The 21,202-nt window shown below is 60.3% G+C and carries 20 protein-coding genes; 15 read left to right on the top strand and 5 right to left on the bottom strand.

All coding sequences use genetic code 11. The features are described from left to right. Nucleotides 1-117 precede the first annotated feature (117 nt). The 7 genes from puuE (at nt 118) to ACK59H_RS14560 (ending at nt 7,101) form a co-directional block, all read left to right on the top strand. On the top strand, nt 118-1,044 hold the full coding sequence (puuE, locus tag ACK59H_RS14590; protein WP_060476853.1) for an allantoinase PuuE: 927 nt from the start codon (nt 118-120) through the stop codon (nt 1,042-1,044). Beyond that, nucleotides 1,044-1,559, top strand: coding sequence for a 2-oxo-4-hydroxy-4-carboxy-5-ureidoimidazoline decarboxylase (uraD, locus tag ACK59H_RS14585; protein WP_060476854.1), 516 nt, complete (start codon nt 1,044-1,046; stop codon nt 1,557-1,559). The genes puuE and uraD overlap by 1 nt, the downstream gene beginning before the upstream one ends. Before the next feature lie 49 nt (nt 1,560-1,608). Next, nucleotides 1,609-2,112, top strand: a complete 504-nt coding sequence (locus ACK59H_RS14580; RefSeq protein ID WP_056801462.1) for an ureidoglycolate lyase — start codon at nt 1,609-1,611, stop codon at nt 2,110-2,112. A gap of 45 nt (nt 2,113-2,157) precedes the next feature. Then, on the top strand, nt 2,158-3,486 hold the full coding sequence (locus ACK59H_RS14575; protein WP_186478469.1) for a urate hydroxylase PuuD: 1,329 nt from the start codon (nt 2,158-2,160) through the stop codon (nt 3,484-3,486). A gap of 198 nt (nt 3,487-3,684) precedes the next feature. Further along, entirely contained in the window at nt 3,685-5,040 is a 1,356-nt protein-coding gene (locus ACK59H_RS14570; protein WP_060476856.1) for a nucleobase:cation symporter-2 family protein, read from the top strand. A gap of 143 nt (nt 5,041-5,183) precedes the next feature. Continuing rightward, nucleotides 5,184-5,969 carry an outer membrane protein OmpK gene (locus ACK59H_RS14565; protein WP_060476857.1) on the top strand — a complete coding sequence of 262 codons (786 nt, stop codon included), beginning with the start codon at nt 5,184-5,186 and terminating at the stop codon, nt 5,967-5,969. Nucleotides 5,970-6,318: 349 nt separating this feature from the next. Beyond that, on the top strand, nt 6,319-7,101 hold the full coding sequence (locus ACK59H_RS14560) for an outer membrane protein OmpK (RefSeq protein ID WP_060476858.1): 783 nt from the start codon (nt 6,319-6,321) through the stop codon (nt 7,099-7,101). A 121-nt stretch (nt 7,102-7,222) separates the two neighbouring features. Here ACK59H_RS14560 and ACK59H_RS14555 read toward each other — a convergent pair whose 3' ends face one another. The 4 genes from ACK59H_RS14555 to ACK59H_RS14540 form a co-directional block, all read right to left on the bottom strand. Then, entirely contained in the window at nt 7,223-8,143 is a 921-nt protein-coding gene (locus ACK59H_RS14555) for a DUF808 domain-containing protein (protein WP_060476859.1), read from the bottom strand. A gap of 262 nt (nt 8,144-8,405) precedes the next feature. Then, the gene (locus ACK59H_RS14550; RefSeq protein WP_060476860.1) at nt 8,406-9,245 is read right to left on the bottom strand and encodes an ROK family protein; all 840 of its coding nucleotides are present in this window, start codon (nt 9,243-9,245) and stop codon (nt 8,406-8,408) included. Between the two features lie 90 nt (nt 9,246-9,335). Further along, on the bottom strand, nt 9,336-10,352 hold the full coding sequence (locus tag ACK59H_RS14545; RefSeq protein WP_060476861.1) for a zinc-binding dehydrogenase: 1,017 nt from the start codon (nt 10,350-10,352) through the stop codon (nt 9,336-9,338). Further along, nucleotides 10,349-10,852 (bottom strand): lactoylglutathione lyase family protein, encoded by a 504-nt coding sequence (locus tag ACK59H_RS14540; RefSeq protein WP_060476862.1) that lies wholly within the window; start codon nt 10,850-10,852, stop codon nt 10,349-10,351. Before ACK59H_RS14540 ends, ACK59H_RS14545 begins: the two co-directional genes overlap by 4 nt. Nucleotides 10,853-10,939: 87 nt before the next feature. Between ACK59H_RS14540 and ACK59H_RS14535 the strand changes: the two genes are divergently transcribed. Together ACK59H_RS14535 and ACK59H_RS14530 are read left to right on the top strand one after the other, a co-directional pair. After that, complete coding sequence (locus ACK59H_RS14535) at nt 10,940-11,824, top strand: LysR family transcriptional regulator (RefSeq protein ID WP_409264582.1); 885 nt, start codon at nt 10,940-10,942, stop codon at nt 11,822-11,824. 177 nt (nt 11,825-12,001) lie between these two features. Continuing rightward, nucleotides 12,002-12,613: a TetR/AcrR family transcriptional regulator gene (locus ACK59H_RS14530; RefSeq protein ID WP_060476863.1), complete on the top strand. Its 612-nt coding sequence runs from the start codon at nt 12,002-12,004 to the stop codon at nt 12,611-12,613. A 119-nt stretch (nt 12,614-12,732) separates the two neighbouring features. Here the strand turns inward: ACK59H_RS14530 and ACK59H_RS14525 are convergent, their stop codons facing one another. Next, nucleotides 12,733-13,173, bottom strand: a complete 441-nt coding sequence (locus tag ACK59H_RS14525) for a heme-binding protein (protein ID WP_060476864.1) — start codon at nt 13,171-13,173, stop codon at nt 12,733-12,735. A 257-nt stretch (nt 13,174-13,430) separates the two neighbouring features. Between ACK59H_RS14525 and gcl the strand changes: the two genes are divergently transcribed. The 6 genes from gcl to ACK59H_RS14495 all read left to right on the top strand — a co-directional run bounded on the left by gcl (nt 13,431) and on the right by ACK59H_RS14495 (nt 20,897). After that, on the top strand, nt 13,431-15,206 hold the full coding sequence (gene gcl / locus ACK59H_RS14520; RefSeq protein ID WP_060476865.1) for a glyoxylate carboligase: 1,776 nt from the start codon (nt 13,431-13,433) through the stop codon (nt 15,204-15,206). A 56-nt stretch (nt 15,207-15,262) separates the two neighbouring features. Beyond that, nucleotides 15,263-16,045, top strand: a complete 783-nt coding sequence (hyi, locus tag ACK59H_RS14515; RefSeq protein WP_060476866.1) for a hydroxypyruvate isomerase — start codon at nt 15,263-15,265, stop codon at nt 16,043-16,045. Nucleotides 16,046-16,096: 51 nt separating this feature from the next. Further along, complete coding sequence (locus ACK59H_RS14510; RefSeq protein ID WP_060476867.1) at nt 16,097-16,990, top strand: 2-hydroxy-3-oxopropionate reductase; 894 nt, start codon at nt 16,097-16,099, stop codon at nt 16,988-16,990. A gap of 217 nt (nt 16,991-17,207) precedes the next feature. Continuing rightward, entirely contained in the window at nt 17,208-18,482 is a 1,275-nt protein-coding gene (locus ACK59H_RS14505; protein WP_409264581.1) for a glycerate kinase, read from the top strand. Then, nucleotides 18,479-19,894 carry a pyruvate kinase gene (gene pyk, locus ACK59H_RS14500; protein WP_409264580.1) on the top strand — a complete coding sequence of 472 codons (1,416 nt, stop codon included), beginning with the start codon at nt 18,479-18,481 and terminating at the stop codon, nt 19,892-19,894. The genes ACK59H_RS14505 and pyk overlap by 4 nt, the downstream gene beginning before the upstream one ends. 127 nt (nt 19,895-20,021) lie before the next feature. Beyond that, on the top strand, nt 20,022-20,897 hold the full coding sequence (locus tag ACK59H_RS14495; protein ID WP_060476870.1) for an urea transporter: 876 nt from the start codon (nt 20,022-20,024) through the stop codon (nt 20,895-20,897). Nucleotides 20,898-21,202: the final 305 nt, after the last annotated feature.

Here is a 21,202-nt window from a genome sequence, read left to right as displayed (position 1 = left end):
GCGGAAAAACAGGCTTACAAATGATTTCAGAAGTTGTATACAATCAGCCCATCTGGTGGTGCGACATCCCGACGCGGCTCGCCCACCCCGCACCAACACACAAGAAGGAAGACTGCAGTGAGCGCTGACTATCCTCGCGACCTGATCGGTTACGGCAACACTCCCCCTCACCCGCACTGGCCGGGCAACGCTCGCATCGCGCTGTCTTTCGTTCTGAACTATGAAGAAGGCGGTGAACGCAACATATTGCACGGCGACAAAGAGTCCGAAGCCTTCCTTTCCGAAATGGTCGCCGCCCAGCCGCTGCAGGGCGCGCGCAACATGAGCATGGAGTCGCTGTACGAGTATGGCAGCCGCGCTGGGGTATGGCGCCTGCTCAAGCTGTTCAAGGACAGCGGCGTACCGCTGACCATCTTCGCCGTGGCCATGGCCGCCCAGCGCCACCCCGACGTGATCCGCGCCATGGTCGAAGCCGGCCACGAGATCTGCAGCCACGGCTACCGCTGGATTGACTACCAGTACATGGACGAAGCGCAGGAGCGCGAGCACATGCTCGAAGCCATCCGCATTCTCACCGAACTCACGGGCGAGCGCCCACTGGGCTGGTACACCGGCCGCACCGGGCCGAATACCCGCCGCCTGGTGATGGAAGAAGGTGGTTTTCTGTATGACAGCGACACCTATGACGACGACCTGCCCTACTGGGAGCCGAACAACCCTACCGGCAAACCGCACCTGGTGATCCCTTACACCCTGGACACCAACGACATGCGCTTCACCCAGGTCCAGGGCTTCAACTGCGGCGAGCAGTTCTACCAGTACCTCAAGGACGCTTTCGACGTGCTTTACGCCGAGGGTGCCGAGGCCCCGAAAATGTTATCCATCGGCCTGCACTGCCGCCTGGTCGGCCGCCCGGCGCGCCTGGCTGCGCTCAAGCGCTTCGTCGATTACGCCAAAAGCCATGACCAGGTTTGGTTCGCCCGTCGTGTGGACATCGCTCGCCACTGGCACGCCACCCACCCGTACAAGAAAGAGAACGCCTGATGACCGCTTTCAACACACTCAAGCCTTCCACCCTGGACCGTGATGCCTTCGTCAAGGCATTCGCCGACATCTACGAGCACTCGCCGTGGGTTGCCGAAAAGGCTTACGACCTGGGCCAACTGCGTGAGCTGGACGAGATCGAGGTACTGCACCAGCGCATGAGCGATATCCTGCTGAGCGCCAACCACGCTGACCAACTGGCGCTGATCAACGCTCACCCGGACCTGGCCGGTAAAGCCGCCGTGCAAGGCCAATTGACCGAGTCGAGCACCAATGAGCAGGCGGGCGCGGGCATCCACCAATGCACCCCTGAAGAATTCGCCCGTTTCACCGAACTCAATGACGCCTACAAAGCCAAGTTCCAGTTCCCGTTCATCATGGCGGTCAAAGGCAGCAACCGGCATCAGATCCTCGCCTCTTTCGAAAAGCGCATTCACAACGATGCCGAGGCCGAATTCAAGGAAGCCCTGGCGCAGATAAACCTGATTGCACTGTTCCGCCTGCTGCAACTGTAAACCGCAGCCGAACCCCATTTAGAACAACGCACAAGAGAAGAGATAACCCATGCGCACCCTGATGATCGAGCCCCTGAGCAAAGAAGCATTCGCCCCTTTCGGTGACGTGATCGAAACCGATGGCAGCGACCACTTCATGATCAACAACGGCTCGACCATGCGTTTTCACAAGCTCGCCACGGTCGAGACCGCCGAGCCTGAAGACAAGGCGATCATCAGCATCTTCCGCGCCGACGCGCTGGACATGCCGCTGACCGTGCGCATGCTGGAACGCCATCCGCTGGGCAGCCAGGCTTTCATCCCGCTGCTCGGCAACCCCTTTCTGATCGTGGTCGCGCCCGTTGGCGATGCACCTGTATCAGGCTTGGTCCGTGCCTTCCGTAGTAATGGCAGGCAGGGCGTTAATTACCATCGCGGCGTCTGGCACCACCCGGTGCTGACGATCGAAAAGCGGGATGATTTCCTGGTGGTTGATCGCAGCGGTTCTGGCAACAACTGCGATGAGCATTACTTCACCGAGGAACAGATGCTGATCCTCAATCCCCACCAATAAGAAAAGGTCGATCATCCTTCACGGTGATCGGCAGAGGTACATACTGTGGAAGCACACCTTCACGAATGGCTGAACCTGAGCATTCGCTGGGTTCACATGATCACCGGTGTCGCCTGGATCGGTGCATCGTTCTACTTCGTCTGGCTTGAGAACCACCTGAACCGAAGCAACCCGCGCGATGGGTTGTCGGGTGATCTCTGGGCGATTCACGGCGGTGGTATCTACCACCTGGAGAAATACAAGCTCGCGCCCCCGAAAATGCCCGAGAACCTGCACTGGTTCAAATGGGAAGCCTATTTCACCTGGATGTCCGGTATCGCCCTGCTGTGCGTAGTGTTCTACTGGAACCCGACCCTGTACCTGCTGGCCCCTGGCAGCACCCTCAGTGGTGCCGAAGGCGTGGCGATCGGTATCGGTTCGCTGGTGGCCGGTTGGTTCATCTACGACTTCCTTTGCGATTCGCCGCTGGGTAAAAAGCCTGCCCTGCTCGGTGCCGTGCTGTTCGTGCTGATCATTGCCGCCTGCTGGGGCTTCAGCCTGGTGTTCAGCGGTCGTGGCGCCTACCTGCATACCGGTGCGATCATCGGCACCATCATGGTCGGCAACGTATTCCGCATCATCATGCCGGCCCAGCGCCAGCTGGTAGCGGCGATCGAAAACAACCAGACGCCTGACCCGGTTCTGCCGGCCAAGGGCCTGTTGCGCTCGCGCCACAACAACTATTTCACCTTGCCGGTGCTGTTCATCATGATCAGCAACCACTTCCCGAGCACCTACGGTAGCCAGTACAACTGGCTGATCCTGGCGGGTATTGCAGTAGCCGCGGTTCTGATCCGCCACTACTTCAACACCCGCCATGACAGCAACAAGTACGCCTGGACCCTGCCCGTGGGTGCATTGGCGATGATCTGCCTTGCCTACGTCACCGGTCCCAAGCCGATGGCGGTGAGCCCTGAACAGGCAGCGGCGAAGATCGAGTATCAGCCATTACCAGCGACCGCCGTCGGTGGCAAGACCGCCGCCGAGCTGCGTGCCGAGGAAGCTGCCAAGGCCGCCCAAGCGCCTGCCGCGCCTGCCGAGGCACCCGCCCAGGCGAGCGCCCAGGCAGCCGGTGGCGACTTTGACAAGATCCATAAAGTCATCCAGGAACGCTGCAGCGTGTGCCACTCGTCGAAACCGACCAGCCCGTTGTTCAGCGCAGCACCTGCCGGCGTGATGTTCGACACCCCGCAGCAGATCCAGGCCCAGGCCGCGCGCATTCAAGCGCAAGCAGTCGCAAGCCAGATCATGCCGCTGGGCAACATCACCCAGATGACGGCCGAAGAGCGCAAGCTCGTCGGTGACTGGATCGCCAAGGGCGCGCAAGTCAACTGATCCATCGGGCACCGCTCCGCTCCACAGAGCGGACGCACCCGCGAAGAGGCCGGCAACGCCGGCCTTGGTTTCACGTCATACGCAACAAGCAAGCATCGAGCGCTCGACTGCACGCGCGAACCCTGGCCGCTTACATGGGGCCTGGCGCCTGCGACTGACGCTTGGATCCGAGAATAAAAACAAAACTCGAGGTGCTGCATGTCCGAGTCACGCAAGGCGTACATTCCCGTTGCGCCGCCGCGACAGCCCCTGCCCCTGTTCCAATTGATTCTGGTTGGCCTGCAACACGTGCTTCTGATGTACGGGGGTGCGATTGCCGTACCGCTGATCATCGGCCAGGCCGCTGGCTTGTCCCGTGAAGAAGTCGCTTTCCTGATCAACGCCGATCTGCTGGTCGCCGGTGTCGCTACCATCATCCAGTCGTTCGGTATCGGTCCGGTCGGCATCCGCATGCCGGTGATGATGGGCGCCAGCTTCGCCGCCGTTGGCAGCATGGTGGCCATGGCCGGGATGCCGGGTGTAGGCCTGCAAGGGATCTTCGGCGCGACCATCGCTGCCGGGTTCTTCGGCATGCTGATCGCACCCTTCATGTCAAAGGTAGTACGTTTCTTCCCGCCGCTGGTCACCGGTACGGTGATCACCTCCATTGGCTTGTCGCTGTTTCCCGTGGCGGTCAACTGGGCCGGTGGCGGCCAGAGCGCGTCGACGTTCGGCTCGCCGATCTACTTGCTGGTTGCCGGCCTGGTGCTGGCGGTCATTTTGTTGATCAACCGCTTCATGCGCGGCTTCTGGGTCAACGTTTCGGTGCTGGTGGGAATGGGCCTGGGCTACATCCTGGCAGGATCCATCGGCATGGTCGACCTGTCGGGCCTGAGCACTACGCCGTGGCTGCAAGTGGTGACGCCACTGCACTTCGGCATGCCGACCTTCAGCTTGGCACCGATCCTGTCGATGTGTCTGGTGGTGGTGATCATCTTCGTCGAGTCCACGGGCATGTTCCTGGCCCTGGGCAAGGTGACCGATCGCGAAGTAACCCCAGCAATGCTGCGCCGTGGGCTGTTGTGCGATGCTGGCGCGTCGTTCATCGCCGGTTTCTTCAACACCTTCACCCATTCTTCGTTCGCCCAGAACATCGGCCTGGTGCAAATGACGGGTGTGCGCTGCCGGTATGTCACGGTCATGGCAGGCGCCCTGCTGATCGTGCTCAGCCTGCTACCCAAGGCCGCCTACCTGATCGCCTCGATCCCGCCTGCGGTGCTGGGCGGCGCGTCCATCGCCATGTTCGGCATGGTCACCGCCACTGGTATCAAGATCCTGCAGGAAGCCGACATCGGCGACCGTCGCAACCAGTTGCTGGTGGCGGTGAGCATCGGCTTTGGGTTGATCCCAGTGGTCAAGCCAGAGTTCTTCGCCCAGATGCCGCAGTGGATGGAACCGATCACCCACAGCGGTATCGCCATGGCCACGGTCAGTGCGCTGGTACTGAACGTGCTGTTCAACATCCTGGGTGGTGCCGAGCGCGCGGTGCATAACGACGCCTGCCACCAACATTGAGCCAACTGGGGCGGCGGCATCTGCCGCCCCATGCTCCATTTGGGCAGTAACCGCTTCACCGTCGGCCCGCCGGAATGGGCCGCTCGGGGCGCCCGTGCGCCAAAAAAACCGCTAACAAAAACAATAAGTCCGGGAATCACAACATGAAGCGCATCACCTCGTCCCTGCTACTGGGTAGCAGCTTGCTGGCCGCCCTCCCCGCCCACGCAGGCCAATGGTTGTTGTGGCATGGCGAAAGCCTGACCTACTTGTACGGCAAGGACTTCAAGGTCAACCCTGATATCCAGCAGACCATCACCTTCGAACACGCTAACAAGTGGAAGTACGGCGACACCTTCCTGTTTGTCGACAAGATCTTCTACAACGGCAAAGCCGACCCTGGCAAAGGCGTGACCACCTATTACGGTGAATTCAGCCCGCGCCTGTCATTGGGCAAGATCCTCGACCAGAAACTAGCCTTCGGCCCGGTCAAGGACGTCTTGCTGGCCATGACTTACGAGCGAGGTGAAGGCGACAACGAGGCCTACCTGATCGGCCCCGGCTTCGACCTGGACATCCCCGGCTTTAACTACTTCACCCTGAACTTCTACGTGCGCAACACCGAAGGCAGCCGCCCGGGCGACAATGTCTGGCAGATAACCCCTGGCTGGTCGTACACCATCCCCGTAGGCAAATCCGACGTGCTGATCGACGGCTACATGGACTGGGTGCCGGACAACGACCAGAACAAACGCGGCACCTACCACGCCAACCTGCACTTTAACCCACAGGTCAAGTACGACCTCGGCAAGGCCCTGAACCTGGGGGCCAAACAGCTGTATGTGGGCTTCGAATACAGCTACTGGAAAGACAAGTACGGCATCGACAGCCGCGGCAACCTACAGAGCAACCAGAGTGTTGCCAGCGCGCTGATCAAGGTACATTTCTGAAAACCTGATCGAACGCCCAGGTTTGAATCACAGTGCGCCAGGACGGAGCACTTGAGACGCGGCGCGCAAGCCAGTAATCTGCGCGCCCCCTCGATTGAGGCAGGATGGATTCTGCCTGCGTTTACTGACCGCTCAGTCAATGAATTCGGGCGGTTGGCCGACGTGTTGCCAGCCTGAAATACCCATTTTCATCCGTTCAGAACGAGTCGAGCAGGAAGACAGCGGCTAACCCCGAAAAGTTGGCGCAGCTCTTGCCAATCAAGTGTGGCCAATCGAAAAAAGCTGACTCAAAAGACAAAAAGCGCCTCTCGAGCGCTGACAATAACCAATCAAGGGAGCGACACTCGCAATGCGTACCATCAATAGCCTGATTCTCGCGGGCGGCCTGCTGGCCTGCGGCACTTCTTTTGCCGGCGACCTGCTGCAGTGGCAGAACAACAGCCTGACCTACCTGTGGGGCAAGAACTTCAAGGTCAACCCGGAGACTCAGCAAACCTTCACCTTCGAACATGCTGATGGCTGGAAGTACGGCGACAACTTCTTCTTCGTCGACAAAATCTTCTATCAGGGTAAAAAAGACGCCAACAACGGCCCCAACACGTACTACGGTGAATTCAGCCCGCGCCTGTCGTTCAACAAGATCTTCGACCAGAAGCTGGAGTTCGGCCCGGTCAAGGATGTGCTGCTGGCCATGACCTACGAGTTCGGTGAAGGTGACACCGAGTCTTACCTGATCGGCCCGGGCTTCGACCTGGCCATCCCAGGCTTCGACTACTTCCAGCTAAACTTCTACAACCGCACTACCGACGGTAGCCGCGCCGGTGACAATGTCTGGCAGATCACCCCGGTATGGTCCTACACCATTCCTGTGGGCGACTCCGATGTATTGATCGATGGTTTCATGGACTGGGTGGTGGACAACGACGAGAACCGTCGCGGCACCTACCATGCCAACCTGCACTTCAACCCGCAGATCAAGTACGACCTGGGCAAGGCTTTGCACCTGGGCGAGAAACAACTGTACGTGGGCGTCGAATACGACTACTGGAAGAACAAGTACGGTATCAAGGACAGCGATGGCTTCACTACCGATCAGAACACCATGAGCTTCCTGGTCAAAGTGCACTTCTAATTCTGCTGAATATGACAGCGCCGCCGTTTGGCGGCGCTTTCATAGCCATAATCTGCTGCGGGCTTCCTTCTCGAGGCGCCTGATACGCCGTGCAGCGTCGCAATCGCGGCTCAAGGCGGGCCTAAGTTGCAGAGCTTCGGCGAACCCAGGAAAACCCGCTGACCACCACCGCCGCTACAAAGCCAGCCACTGCCCCAATCACACCAAACAACGCGTATTTCACCACTGGCCCCCAACCTGCACTCGCTGCTACCACACCCTCAACGGCGTGTTCGAGCGGCAGTATGCCTTCAGCCACGAAGGTGCCGCCGACCAGAAACATCGCTACCGTACCGATCCAGGAAAGCGCCTTCATCAAAAATGGCGCAGCCGCTACCAATACCTGGCCGAACTTTCTGACTGCCCTGCCCCATCCACCCCGAGCCTTGGATTTCGACAGTGCGAAGCCGGCGTCATCCAGGCGAACAATGCCCGCAACCAGGCCATACACGCCCACGGTCATGATTACCGCAATTAGCACAAGGGTCAGAATCTGCTGATACAAAGGGGCCTGCGCAACGACATTGAGCGTTATGACGATGATCTCGGCACTCAAGATGAAGTCAGTCTTGATGGCGCCTTTGATCTTGCGTTTTTCGTAGTCAGCCAGCGCCTCGGGGCTTTTGGGCGTGGCCTGCTTACCCTGTTCCGACGAACCGTGCCCCTTGCGTGAAAACTTGTCCTTGATCGCTTCGTAGCCTTCGTAGCATAGGTAAATGCCGCCTGCCATCAATAGCCATTTGACCGCTGCTGGTAGTACTGCACTGAGCACAAGGGCACAAGGCACCAGAATCGCCTTGTTCCTGAGCGACCCTTTGAACACTGCCCAAACGACAGGGAGTTCACGGTCTGCCTTCATGCCTGTCACTTGCTCGGCATTCACAGCCAGGTCATCACTGAGCACGCTGGCAGACTTCTTCGCCGCGACCTTGCTCATCAACGAGATGTCGTCCAACAGCGCCGCGATATCATCCAATAAAGCAAAAAAGCTGCTGCCAGCCATAACATCCAATCCTCGGTAAAAGCGCGCATCCTACTCGCTTGAAGCACCCGGCTCACCCAGCGCTCACAAGAACCGTACTCGCGAGACAAAGACTTCATAAGGACCTGCTGTGGGCAAAACAGTTCATGTCCCACAGCAAGGGCTACCGCATCCCTTGCTGCGCGCCACAGCGCAGCGGTCGGGAGACTGAAGCACCTTGCCCAGATGCACATCCAATGCAGAGCACGGCCCACCCAGGCCACCGCCAACCAGCCCAGGCCGCTTACCGTTGAGCGGCCCGCACCGCGCCGCGCGCCACGACTAAATCACCGGACGCTACTGGCGTCACCGTGCAAGCGTCCCATAGTGGGGCAATAGTATGAGCCTGGGCTGTCAGCAAAGCCGCCTTCCAGTAGCCCTTGAGCTTGACCGCTCCCCCACCGACTGCCAGGCGCGAGGGGTTGAGCATGTTTATCACGCTCGCGATTCCAAGACCCAGCGCCTGGCCTCCAGCCTTAACCGTCAACATTACAGAAGGATCGTCTGCATTAGCCAACCGTGCAAAAGCTTCGCCGTCGATGCCATGCAGACCGGCCATCGCCCCCCCGCCGGCTATCTCATCCAGTCGCTTGACTGCCCCATCTATGTACAGTGGCAGGTAACCGAGCTCGCCTGCCCAGCCATTGGCACCTTCCAATTGCCGCCCCTGAGCAATGAATGCGGCACCTATGGCAGTGCCGGCCATGATGACGCCACCGGTGAAATCGTCGCAGGCATCGTGCATCTCCTCCAAGAGAGCCGCTTTGACATCGTTGATCACAGCTACCTGACACCCAAGGGCCTTGAGCGAAGTTGCTGGGTGCCACCCCGTCAAGCCGGGCAACACGTCGCAGGACACGACCCGGCCATCGCAGGCGACTAGGCCAGGTACGGCAATACCAAGGCGAGTCGGGCGCAGGTTCAGTTCTTCGGCGAAGGCGCAAAGCTGGGCGGCAAAATCTTCGGGTGTGTAGTTCAGGCCCGTTGTAAAACGTCGCGAATACCCATCACATACAAGGGACAATTTAGTCCCGCCCAAATCTGCGCCAATGATGATCTCAGGTGCTTCGCACGCACTGCTCATTGCACTACCTCTTGATTAACAACCACCGCTTCAAGCGCTGAGGCGGTGGAAACTGCCAGAATCATCGGCACTGGGTTCAGTACTCAGGCATCAATCACTGCTCACTGTCGCGGCAAGTTCACCCAACTCATCACTCACTATGCGAACCAGGCCTTTACCACTGAAAGTTCGATGCTGCAGGCCGCTGAGATGGTCTGCAAGATGCTCGAAGGAGACGACATTGAAATGGTCAGGCTCCCACTCACCACGCCCCAATAAGGTGAGGATCTCATTGCCCGCATCGACAAGGTCTCGCCAGGTGCGGTCATCACCGTATGCATGGGCTGCCCCCAGAGCAACTTCGTGTATCGATATCGTTCGAGTGAACGGTGGTAACGGCGATACATCCAGACGATCCTGAACACAGACCAAGTGGCCATTGGCTCTAAGGGCGGGGACAAGGCTAGCCGCGTGCTCAGCGTTCATCGTATCAATGACCGCGTCGAATACCGCCGGCCCTGACCACGGCTCAGTCAGAGGGCCTGCCATGCGCTCGATCACCCCCAGATCGGCCAGCCTTTTCCAATGCCTGGGGTGGCTGAGCGAGGTGACCTTCAACCCTCGCCGCACAGCTAGTTGAATCAGATGATTGGCAACCGAACCACCAGCCCCGCTCACCAACAATGTGCGACATGCCGACGGCAGCTTTTCTAAAGCCAGCCAAGCGGTCAGTGATGGGCAGGGGAAACTGGCAGCCTGCTCCCAACTGACGCCTGCGGGAACATGAAGTAATGCCCTGGCATTGACGGGGGTATATTGCGCAAAACTACCGTGACGACCAAGGCTTTGATGGTAAGCGACACGCTGCCCGACCCAGGACGCGGGGACATTATCACCGGTAGCTACCACAACACCCGCACCATCGACACCTGGTACGTGCCCTGGCTGCCAATTGACCAGGCTGCCACCCAAGACTTTCCAATCAACGGGGTTGAGCCCGATCACGATATTGCGGATAAGCACGTCGTCCGCTTGTAGCTTCGGCATCGGCAATTCAGTGAGCTGCAGTTGCGCTGGGTCCGCACTGCCTTGCCAGGTAAACGCGCGATAGGACGGTGGCAGGGTCATGCTTGATAAGCTCCTGCAGAATAAGTGAGTTCATAGCTGTGGCTGTAGATTTCCAGAATATTGCCGAATGGGTCTTCCATATAGACCATGCGATACGGCTTCTCGCCTGGGAAATACTCACGAACCGGCATCCGCTGCTTACCGCCAGCGGCGACGATCTTGGCGGCTAGGCCTTCGACATCTGGATCTTGCACGCAGAAGTGAAAGACACCGGTTTTCCAGTACTCAAAGTTGTTTTCTTGACGTTCGGCATTGCGGAATTCGAATATTTCGACGCCGATACGGTCCCCCGTCGAGAGGTGAGCGATTCGGAACGAGCCCCACCCAGGACCGAATACGTCGGTGCACATCACACCAATTGCACTTTCGTCTTCAGTGATGGTGGTCGGTGGCATGATCAGATACCACCCCAGTACCTCTGTATAGAATTTGACGGCGCCGTCGAGGTCGGTGACCGACAGGCCGATGTGAGAGAAGTTGCGTGGATAAACGGACATGATGGCGAACCTCCAGAAGAGTTGGCACTACCCTATCCATCGCCATCTATAATGAAAACCATGATCAGGTTATGGTTACGATAAGACTTCATGATGGTTAATCCGCAGTGGCTCCGGTCCTTCGCAGTGCTTGCCGAACGTGGAAATTTCACTCGCACGGCTGAGCAGCTGAATCTCACCCAAGCTGCGGTGAGTCAGCACATACGCAACCTAGAACATCAGTACGGTAATTTGCTCATCCGCCACCACCGGCATGTGGAGCTGACACCTGCTGGAACTGCGTTGCTGGAATATTTCAGAGAAGTGGAACGCGCTAGCCGCGCGCTTGATGCTCGCCTCAATGCTGACCAACTAGAGGTGGGTGACATCAGCTTAGTTACACCAGGCAGCATTGGGCTGGCCCTGTATCCGCTGCTGCTGGATTATCAACAAGCCCATCCTGGACTCATTATCCGCCATAGGTTTGCCCCGGACTCAGAGGTGCTGGAGGCAGTACTGAGCAATCGCTTCGAGATGGGGATTGTGACGTTCAAGCCGCAAGACGAGAGGATCAAATCCCAGACCTTCACCGAGGAGCCCCTGGAGCTGATACTGCCAGCTGCACATCCCTATGCAGGCTTCGACACCTTGTTGGAGCTGGGCTTTGTCGACCACCCAGACGGAGTCGGGATGGCAACACGCTTACTTAGCCGACGGTATCCAGACACACCAGGGATGCGAGCGATCCAGGCAAAGGGCTTTAGCAATCAGGTAGGCCTGATCCTGGAGCCGGTATCACGAGGCTTGGGTTTCACCGTGCTACCAAGGTTCGCCAGGCTCGCCTTCCACCAACAGGATAAATTGCAGGTCGTTGAATGTGGTAACCCTGTGGTGGATACGCTCTGGCTGATCTACAGGTCAGAGTGGCCTTTGTCTTCCAGGGCCAGGCGGGTTATTGAACGGATGCAGGAGCGTCTGAATGCAAACCATCGTTGAGTACTGCCGGGCAACTGTGGCCTCAGTCGAAACCAAGCCAGGCACCCTGGACGGATCAGCTAGCGATTACGCGCTGCCCTAAGGCGCCAAGGCCCCTGCCTTGAGCCCCCGTCGGGCGCGGTGCTACCATGCCCGATCCCTCTTCGAGGCGGCCAGACACGAGGAAGATCCCTGACCATGAGCACCATTCGCGAGCGCAACAAGGAGCTGATCCTGCGCGCAGCCAGTGAAGAATTCGCCGACAAGGGCTTCGCCGCCACCAAAACCAGCGATATCGCCGCCAAGGCGGGGCTGCCCAAGCCGAACGTGTATTACTACTTCAAATCCAAGGACAACCTCTACCGCGAGGTTCTGGAAAGCATCATCGCGCCGATCATGCAGGCATCCACGCCGTTCAACGCCGACGGCGACCCCAAAGAGGTGTTGAGTGCTTACATTCGCTCCAAGATCCGCATCTCGCGGGATCTGCCCCATGCCTCGAAGGTATTTGCCAGCGAGATCATGCATGGCGCGCCGCACCTGTCGCCCAACCAGGTGGGACAACTGAACGAGCAGGCGCGGCACAATATCGAGTGCATTCAGGGCTGGATCGATCGTGGGCAAATCGCGCATGTCGATGCCCACCACCTGATGTTCAGTATTTGGGCCGCGACCCAGACCTACGCCGATTTCGACTGGCAAATTTCGGCGGTGACCGGCAAAGCCAAGCTGGCCGATAGCGACTATGACGCTGCGGCCGACACCATCATCCGCATGGTGCTCAAAGGGTGTGAGCCAGAAGCAGCCTGACAGCCAGCGCAGGCCGCTTCGCGGGTAAACCCGCTCCCACCGGCTCCCCACAGTTTTCAAGCCTGTGGCTAACGTGTGTGAGGTTTACCCGCGAAAAAGCCAGTTCAGGCAGCCTGGGTTCAGGCCGCCACCCCCGCATCCGCCTTCAGCCCCACCTCTTCGATCGCACTGATCGCGCATTGCTCGTCGATATCCGATGTATCACCGCTGATGCCTAGCGCACCGAGCACTTTGCCGTCCTGATCACGAATCAGCACGCCCCCGGGCGCTGGCACTACCGGCCGCTCACCCAACCCATTCAATGCCGCAAAGAAGGCCGGACGCTGTTGTGCATCAAGCGCCAACAGGCGCGAGCCTTTGCCCAAGGCAATCGCCCCCCACGCTTTGCCCGTGGCCACCTCGGGGCGAATCAGGCTGGCACCGTCTTCTCTTTGCAACGCCAAGACATGACCGCCGGCATCGAGTACAGCCACGGTCAGGGGCGCTGCGTTGATCTTGCGGCCCGCCGCCAGCGCGGCGTTGACCAGGCTGACAGCGATTTTCAGGTTCAAAGCGTTCATGGAAAGGTCCTCTTATTGTTGTGAGAAGCCCTGAGGGCAGATGAAAAACGGATGAACCAATAGAACACAACCAGCAATGTTTTTGTATACAATAATTTGAAACGATCGTATGCGAGATCGCAAACTGCCGTTTTCACGGGCGCTAAGTGGAAAGCACTCCTGCCCGACGAAAATCCGTTGACCTGAGCGGCCAGCCATGAATACACTCTGGCACAAAGCAAGTTGTATACAATTACAAAATCGATGAGGCACAAATCATGAGCAAAATGAGAGCAATCGATGCAGCCGTTCTGGTCATGCGCCGTGAAGGTGTAGATACCGCGTTCGGCATCCCAGGGGCTGCCATCAACCCGTTGTACTCGGCCCTGAAGAAAGTGGGTGGCATCGATCACGTCCTCGCTCGTCACGTCGAAGGCGCCTCGCACATGGCCGAGGGCTACACCCGTGCCAACCCAGGCAACATCGGTGTGTGCATCGGCACCTCCGGCCCAGCCGGCACCGACATGGTCACCGGCCTTTACAGCGCCTCGGCCGACTCCATTCCGATTCTCTGCATCACTGGCCAGGCGCCGCGTGCGCGCCTGCACAAGGAAGACTTCCAGGCTGTCGACATCACCAACATCGTCAAGCCGGTCACCAAATGGGCGACTACCGTTCTGGAGCCGGGCCAAGTGCCTTACGCCTTCCAGAAGGCCTTCTATGAAATGCGCACCGGCCGGCCTGGCCCTGTACTGATCGACCTGCCATTCGACGTGCAGATGGCCGAAATCGAATTCGACATCGACGCCTACGAGCCGCTGCCAGTACACAAGCCATCCGCCTCTCGCGTACAGGCTGAAAAAGCCCTGGCCATGCTCAATGACGCTGAGCGCCCGCTGCTGGTCGCCGGCGGCGGCATCATCAACGCCGACGCCAGCGACAAGCTGGTGGAGTTCGCCGAGCTCACCGGCGTGCCGGTGATCCCAACCCTGATGGGCTGGGGCACCATCCCTGACGACCACGCCCTGATGGTCGGCATGGTCGGCCTGCAGACTTCGCACCGTTATGGCAACGCCACCCTGCTCAAATCCGACCTGGTGTTCGGTATCGGTAACCGCTGGGCCAACCGCCACACCGGTTCCGTCGACGTCTACACCGAAGGCCGCAAGTTCGTACACGTGGACATCGAACCGACCCAGATCGGCCGTGTGTTCACCCCTGACCTGGGGATAGTGTCCGACGCAGGCAAAGCGCTTGATGCGTTCCTGGAAGTGGCTCGCGAGTGGAAAGCCGCTGGCAAGCTCAAGTGCCGCAAAGCCTGGCTGGAAGACTGCCAGCAGCGCAAGGCCACCCTGCAGCGCAAGACCCACTTCGACAACGTGCCGGTCAAGCCCCAGCGCGTGTACGAAGAAATGAACCAGGTATTCGGCAAGGACACCTGCTACGTGAGCACCATCGGCCTGTCGCAGATCGCTGGCGCGCAGTTCCTGCACGTGTACAAGCCACGCCACTGGATCAACTGCGGCCAGGCCGGCCCACTGGGCTGGACCATCCCTGCGGCTCTGGGTGTGGTCAAGGCCGACCCGAAACGCAAGGTCGTCGCGCTGTCGGGTGACTACGACTTCCAGTTCATGATCGAAGAGCTGGCCGTTGGCGCGCAGTTCAACCTGCCGTACGTCCACGTGCTGGTGAACAACGCCTACCTGGGCCTGATCCGTCAGGCACAGCGTGGCTTCGACATGGATTACTGTGTACAACTGGCCTTCGAGAACATCAACTCGACCGACGCCGCCACCTACGGGGTCGACCACGTCGCTGTGGTAGAGGGCCTGGGTTGCAAGGCCATCCGCGTATTCGAACCGGCGCAAATCGCCCCTGCCCTGCTCAAAGCGCAGAAGATGGCCGAAGAGTTCCGCGTACCGGTCGTGGTCGAAGTGATCCTCGAACGCGTCACCAATATTTCCATGGGCACCGAGATCAACGCAGTCAACGAATTCGAAGACCTGGCTCTGGTCGGCAACGACGCGCCGACTGCCATCTCGCTGCTGGACTGATCGCCTGACGCCCCCATGCGCCTGCGCTGGGGGCCTTCATCGCAAGGAGACAACCCATGCCTCGCTTCGCTGCCAACTTGTCCATGCTGTTCACCGAACAGGACTTCCTGGCCCGCTTCAAGGCTGCCGCCGACGCTGGTTTCAGCGGCGTCGAATACCTTTTCCCCTATGACTTCAGCGCAGCCGAAATCAAGCAGCAGCTTGATGCCAACGGCCTGACCCAGGTGCTGTTCAACCTGCCGGCCGGCGACTGGGCCAAAGGTGAGCGCGGCATCACCTGCCACCCTGACCGCATCGAAGAATTCCGCGCAGGTGTCGACAAGGCTATCGAATACGCCAAGGTGCTGGGCAACACCCAGGTCAACGCCCTGGCCGGCATTCGTCCGCAAGGCCCCGACTGCGCCACCGTGCGCAAGACCTTCGTGGAAAACCTGCGCTACGCGGCTGACAAGCTCAAGGCCGCCGGAATCCGCCTGGTCATGGAAATGATCAACACCCGCGACATCCCGGGCTTTTACCTGAACACCACGCAACAGGCCCTGGAAATCCAGGCCGAAGTCGGCAGCGACAACCTGTTCCTGCAGTACGACATCTACCACATGCAGATCATGGAAGGTGACCTGGCTCGCACCATGCAAGCCAACCTGAACCTGATCAACCACATCCAGCTGGCCGATAACCCAGGCCGCAACGAACCCGGCACCGGCGAGATCAACTACCGCTTCCTGTTCGAGCACCTGGACCGCATCGGCTACCAGGGCTGGGTAGGCGCAGAGTACAAGCCGCTGACCACAACCGAAGCGGGCCTGGGCTGGCTGAAATCACACAACGCGATCTGAATCACCTGCTCGCACCGGGCACGCGAACAAATATAAAAGAGGTAATTTCTCATGGCTAAAATCGGTTTCCTCGGCACCGGCATCATGGGCAAGCCCATGGCCCAGAACCTGCAGAAAGCAGGTCACAGCATCTTCGTTTCCACTCACCACGACCCAGCCCCAGCCGACCTGCTCGCCGCTGGCGCGGTGGCCCTGGCCAACCCTAAGGAAGTGGCCCAGGAAGCTGAGTTCATCATCATCATGGTGCCGGACACGCCGCAGGTCGAAAGCGTGCTGTTCGGTGAAAACGGCGTCGTCGAAGGCGTGGGCCCGAACAAGGTGGTGGTCGACATGAGCTCGATCTCCCCAACCGCCACCAAAGCCTTCGCCGAGAAAATCAAGGCAACCGGCGCAGCCTACCTCGACGCCCCGGTCTCCGGCGGTGAAGTCGGCGCCAAGGCCGCGACCTTGAGCATCATGGTCGGTGGTTGCCCGAAAGCCTTCGAGCGCACCTTGCCGCTGTTCGAAGCCATGGGCAAGAACATCACCCGCGTCGGTGGCAACGGTGACGGCCAGACCGCCAAGGTCGCCAACCAGATCATCGTCGCCCTGAACATCCAGGCCGTTGCCGAAGCCCTGCTGTTCGCCGCCAAGAACGGCGCCGACCCGGCCAAGGTACGTGAGGCACTGATGGGTGGCTTCGCTTCGTCGAAGATCCTCGAAGTGCATGCCGAGCGCATGATCAAAGGCACCTTCGACCCAGGCTTCCGCATCAGCCTGCACCAGAAGGACCTGAACCTGGCCCTGCAAGGCGCCAAGGAGCTGGGCATCAACCTGCCCAACACCTCCAATGCCCAGCAAGTGTTCAACACCTGCGCGGCCATTGGTGGCAGCAACTGGGACCACTCGGCGCTGATCAAAGGCCTGGAGCACATGGCCAACTTCTCGATTCGCGACGACAAGTAAGTTCTTACTGGCCTCATCGCGAGCTGCGCTCGCTCCTACAGGATCAGCGTAAGGCCCGTAGGAGCGAGCAAAGCTCGCGATGAAGCACACGCTGCCTGCCCTGCGACCACAGGCCAGGCAGTGACACCGAGCAACACCCGCCCCTGGTTCGGCCTGCACGGAGGCAGTTCCAGGGGCGTTTTCGATTCTGTAGAACAACAATAACTGGGAGCCTGCCATGTCGGTCGATCCGCAAACCCTTCTTCGCGACCTGTTCGACACAGCCATCGCCGCCGCCCACCCACGCCAAGTTCTCGAGCCGTACCTGCCCGCCGACCGTAGCGGCCGGGTCATCGTCATCGGCGCCGGCAAAGCCGCAGCCGCCCTGGCCGAAGTGGTCGAGAAATGCTGGCAGGGCGAAGTCTCTGGCTTGGTCGTCACCCGCTACGGCCACGGCGCCAACTGCCAGAAGATCGAGGTGGTCGAAGCCGCTCACCCGGTCCCCGACGCCGCCGGCCTGGCCGTGGCCAAACGCGTGCTGGAACTGGTCAGCAACCTCACCGAAGACGACCGCGTCATCTTCCTGCTGTCCGGCGGTGGCTCTGCCCTGCTGGCGTTACCTGCCGAAGGCCTGACCCTGGCCGACAAGCAACAGATCAACAAGGCGCTGCTCAAATCCGGCGCCACCATCGGCGAGATGAACTGCGTGCGCAAGCACCTCTCGGCGATCAAGGGCGGCCGCCTGGCCAAGGCCTGCTGGCCGGCCACCGTCTACACCTATGCCATTTCCGACGTACCAGGGGACTTGGCTACGGTCATCGCCTCCGGCCCGACCGTGGCCGACCCGAGCACCTCGGCCGATGCCCTGGCGATTCTCAAGCGCTACGGCATCCAAGCACCGCAATCGGTGATCGACTGGCTCAACAACCCCGCCTCGGAGACCGTCAAAGCCGACGACCCGGCCCTGGCCCGCAGCCACTTCCAGCTGATCGCCAAGCCCCAACAGTCACTCGAAGCTGCCGCCGTGAAAGCCCGCCAGGCCGGCTTCAGCCCGCTGATTCTCGGTGACCTGGAAGGTGAGTCGCGGGAAGTGGCCAAGGTCCACGCCGGCATCGCCCGGCAGATCGTCCTGCACGGCCAGCCGCTCAAGGCACCCTGCGTGATCCTCTCCGGCGGCGAAACCACCGTGACCGTGCGCGGCAATGGCCGTGGCGGGCGCAACGCCGAGTTCCTGCTCAGCCTTACCGAAAGCCTCAAGGGCCTGCCTGGGGTGTATGCACTGGCCGGTGACACCGACGGCATCGACGGTTCGGAAGAAAACGCTGGCGCCTTCATGACGCCGGACAGCTACGCCCGCGCCGAAGCCTTGGGCCTGTCGGCCAGCGATGAGCTGGACAACAACAACGGCTACGGCTATTTCGCGGCGCTGGACGCACTGATCGTCACCGAGCCAACGCGCACCAACGTCAACGACTTTCGCGCCATTCTGATTCTCGAGACTGCCCAATCATGACGCCTGATAAAAAAGTAAAGATCCTCGCCACCCTCGGCCCTGCGATCAAAGGCATCGACGACATTCGCCAGCTGGTCGAAGCAGGGGTGAACATCTTCCGCCTCAATTTCAGCCACGGCGAGCACGCCGACCACGCCCTGCGCTACCAGTGGATTCGCGAAGTCGAGCAGCAACTGAACTACCCGCTGGGCATCCTCATGGACCTGCAAGGGCCAAAGCTGCGCGTAGGTCGCCTGGCCGAGGGCAAGGTGCAGCTACAACGCGGCCAGGCATTGCGTTTGGACCTGGACAAGACGCCTGGGGACAGCCGCCGAGTCAACCTGCCCCACCCTGAAATCATCGCTGCGCTCGAGCCGGGCATGGACCTGCTGGTGGACGACGGCCGCCTGCGCCTGCGTGTGACCGCCAAGCACAGTGATGCCATCGACACCGAAGTACTCAATGGTGGCGAACTGTCTGACCGCAAGGGCGTCAACGTGCCCCAAGCGGTGCTTGACCTCTCCCCGCTCACCGAAAAAGACCGCCGCGACCTGGCCTTTGGCCTGGAACTGGGGGTGGACTGGGTGGCCCTGTCGTTCGTGCAGCGCCCAGAAGACATCGTCGAGGCGCGCCAGCTGATCGGCGACCGTGCCTATCTGATGGCCAAGATCGAGAAGCCGTCGGCGGTCGAGCAGTTGCAGGCGATTGCCGAGCTGTCCGATGCGATCATGGTGGCCCGTGGCGATCTGGGCGTGGAAGTGCCAGCCGAAAGCGTGCCGCAGATCCAGAAGCGCATCATCGGCACCTGCCGTCAGTTGGGCAAACCGGTGGTAGTAGCCACGCAGATGCTCGAATCGATGCGCTTCTCGCCAGCACCGACCCGCGCCGAAGTCACCGACGTGGCTAACGCCGTGGCAGAAGGTGCCGATGCGGTCATGCTGTCAGCCGAGACCGCCTCCGGTGACTACCCGCTGGAAGCCGTGCAGATGATGAGCAAGATCATTCGCCAGGTGGAAAACGGCCCGGACTACCAGGCTCAACTGGACGTCGGCCGGCCGAAGGCCGAGGCCACCGTGTCGGACGCCATCAGCTGCGCGATCCGCCGCATCAGCGGCATCCTGCCGGTGGCAGTGCTGGTCAACTACAGCGAATCGGGCACCTCCACCCTGCGTGCGTCCCGCGAGCGGCCACGGGCGCCGATTCTCAATCTGACGCCAAACCTCAAGACCGCCCGCCGCCTTAGCGTGGCCTGGGGTGTGCACTCGGTGGTCAACGACCGCCTGCGCCAGGTCGATGAGGTGGTATCCACGGCGTTGGAGATTGCCCAGGCACAAGGCATGGCCATCCGTGGCGACACGCTGCTGATCACCGCCGGCGTACCGTTTGGCAAGCCGGGCTCGACCAACACCTTGCGGATCGAGACCCTGGTTTAAAGGCCTGCATCACTGCCGTGGGAGCGTGCAAGCCTGCTCCCACGGCAATGTTGCCGCGCCCTGTGACGGCGGAAAACCGGAGCCCGAAGAGGCCCACCGCTCCCTATCAACCTTATCGACTGCCCCGATGTACACCAAAAATTTCGTCAACCCGTGCCCGGACTGGGCCACGGCGCTGCTCAACGGCTTCAGCCAAGTGCTGCTGCTGCGCCACCCACTGTGCGGCCTGTGCTGCCTGTTGGCCATCCTGCTGACCGCCCCTGACCTGGTCGGCGGCGCCCTGCTTGGCGCGCTCGCAGGGCTACTCACTGCACAACGCCGCGGCTACGACCGCGCCGACCGCCAGGCTGGGCTGTACTGCTATAACGGCGTGCTGATCGGCATTCTGATCAGCGTCGTGCTGCCCTGGTCAGCCATGGTGCCGCCGTTGATCATTGCCGCGGGCGGCTTGTCGAGCATCATCACCCACCAATGGCGCAAGCGTGGCGGCAAGCTGCTGATCGCCTATACCGCACCGTTCGTGCTGCTCGGCTGGGTCACCTTGCTGTTCGCAAGCCCCGCACCCAACGGCTTAGTCGAAGCCGACCCGCTGCATGGCCTGGCGCGTGGCGTGGGGCAGATCTTTTTGCTCGACAACCCCTGGGCCGGCCTGGTGATCATCCTCGGGATGTTCATCGCCAGCCCGTACGCCGCCATGTGGGCCGTGATCGGCTCGGCCATCGGCGGCGGCGTGGCATTGCTGGCTGACCAGGTGCAAGCCGCCTGGCTGGGCCTGTATGGCTTCAATGCCGCGCTGGCAGCATTGGCCTTTAGCCGACAAGGCGAAAAGCCCTGGGTGACCCTGCTGGCCATTGCCTTGGCCTTGATGCTCCATCCGCTGTTCAGCTTGATGCCCATTGCCGGGCTTACAGCGCCGTTCGTACTGGCCTGCTGGCTGATGCATTCGGGCAAGCACTTCTGGCAGCTTTTGCTGAGTCGGGATATTTGGCATCTACATAACTGAAGGCCCAGAGCATCGGGTGTGCAGGGCTTTGTCAGCCCTTGTGTCAATTACTAATAACCTGAGGATGCCAGCACCTCAATCTCTATTGCCCGGAGTATTTCCTGCTCCCTGATAGACGCCAAGGCTTGCTCGATCTCGGCAATCTGAGAACTCTGGGCCCGCTGATGATTGGGAATCATCTCTCGCAGCCTCATCGGCTGTGTGCCAGGCCTGTGTTGCCAGTACCAAGACTCCCCAAGCTCATCAATAGTTGGCCCTTGTGACTGTACGCCTGTTACCCTTTCTACGGGACGCGCCTTGACAGG

Source organism: Pseudomonas sp. KCJK9000, from assembly GCF_046230725.1.
In the GTDB taxonomy this organism is placed as follows: Bacteria; Pseudomonadota; Gammaproteobacteria; order Pseudomonadales; family Pseudomonadaceae; genus Aquipseudomonas; species Aquipseudomonas promysalinigenes.
The sequence above is the reverse complement of the archived record's forward strand: the minus strand, read 5'-3'. Positions and strand labels throughout refer to the sequence as shown.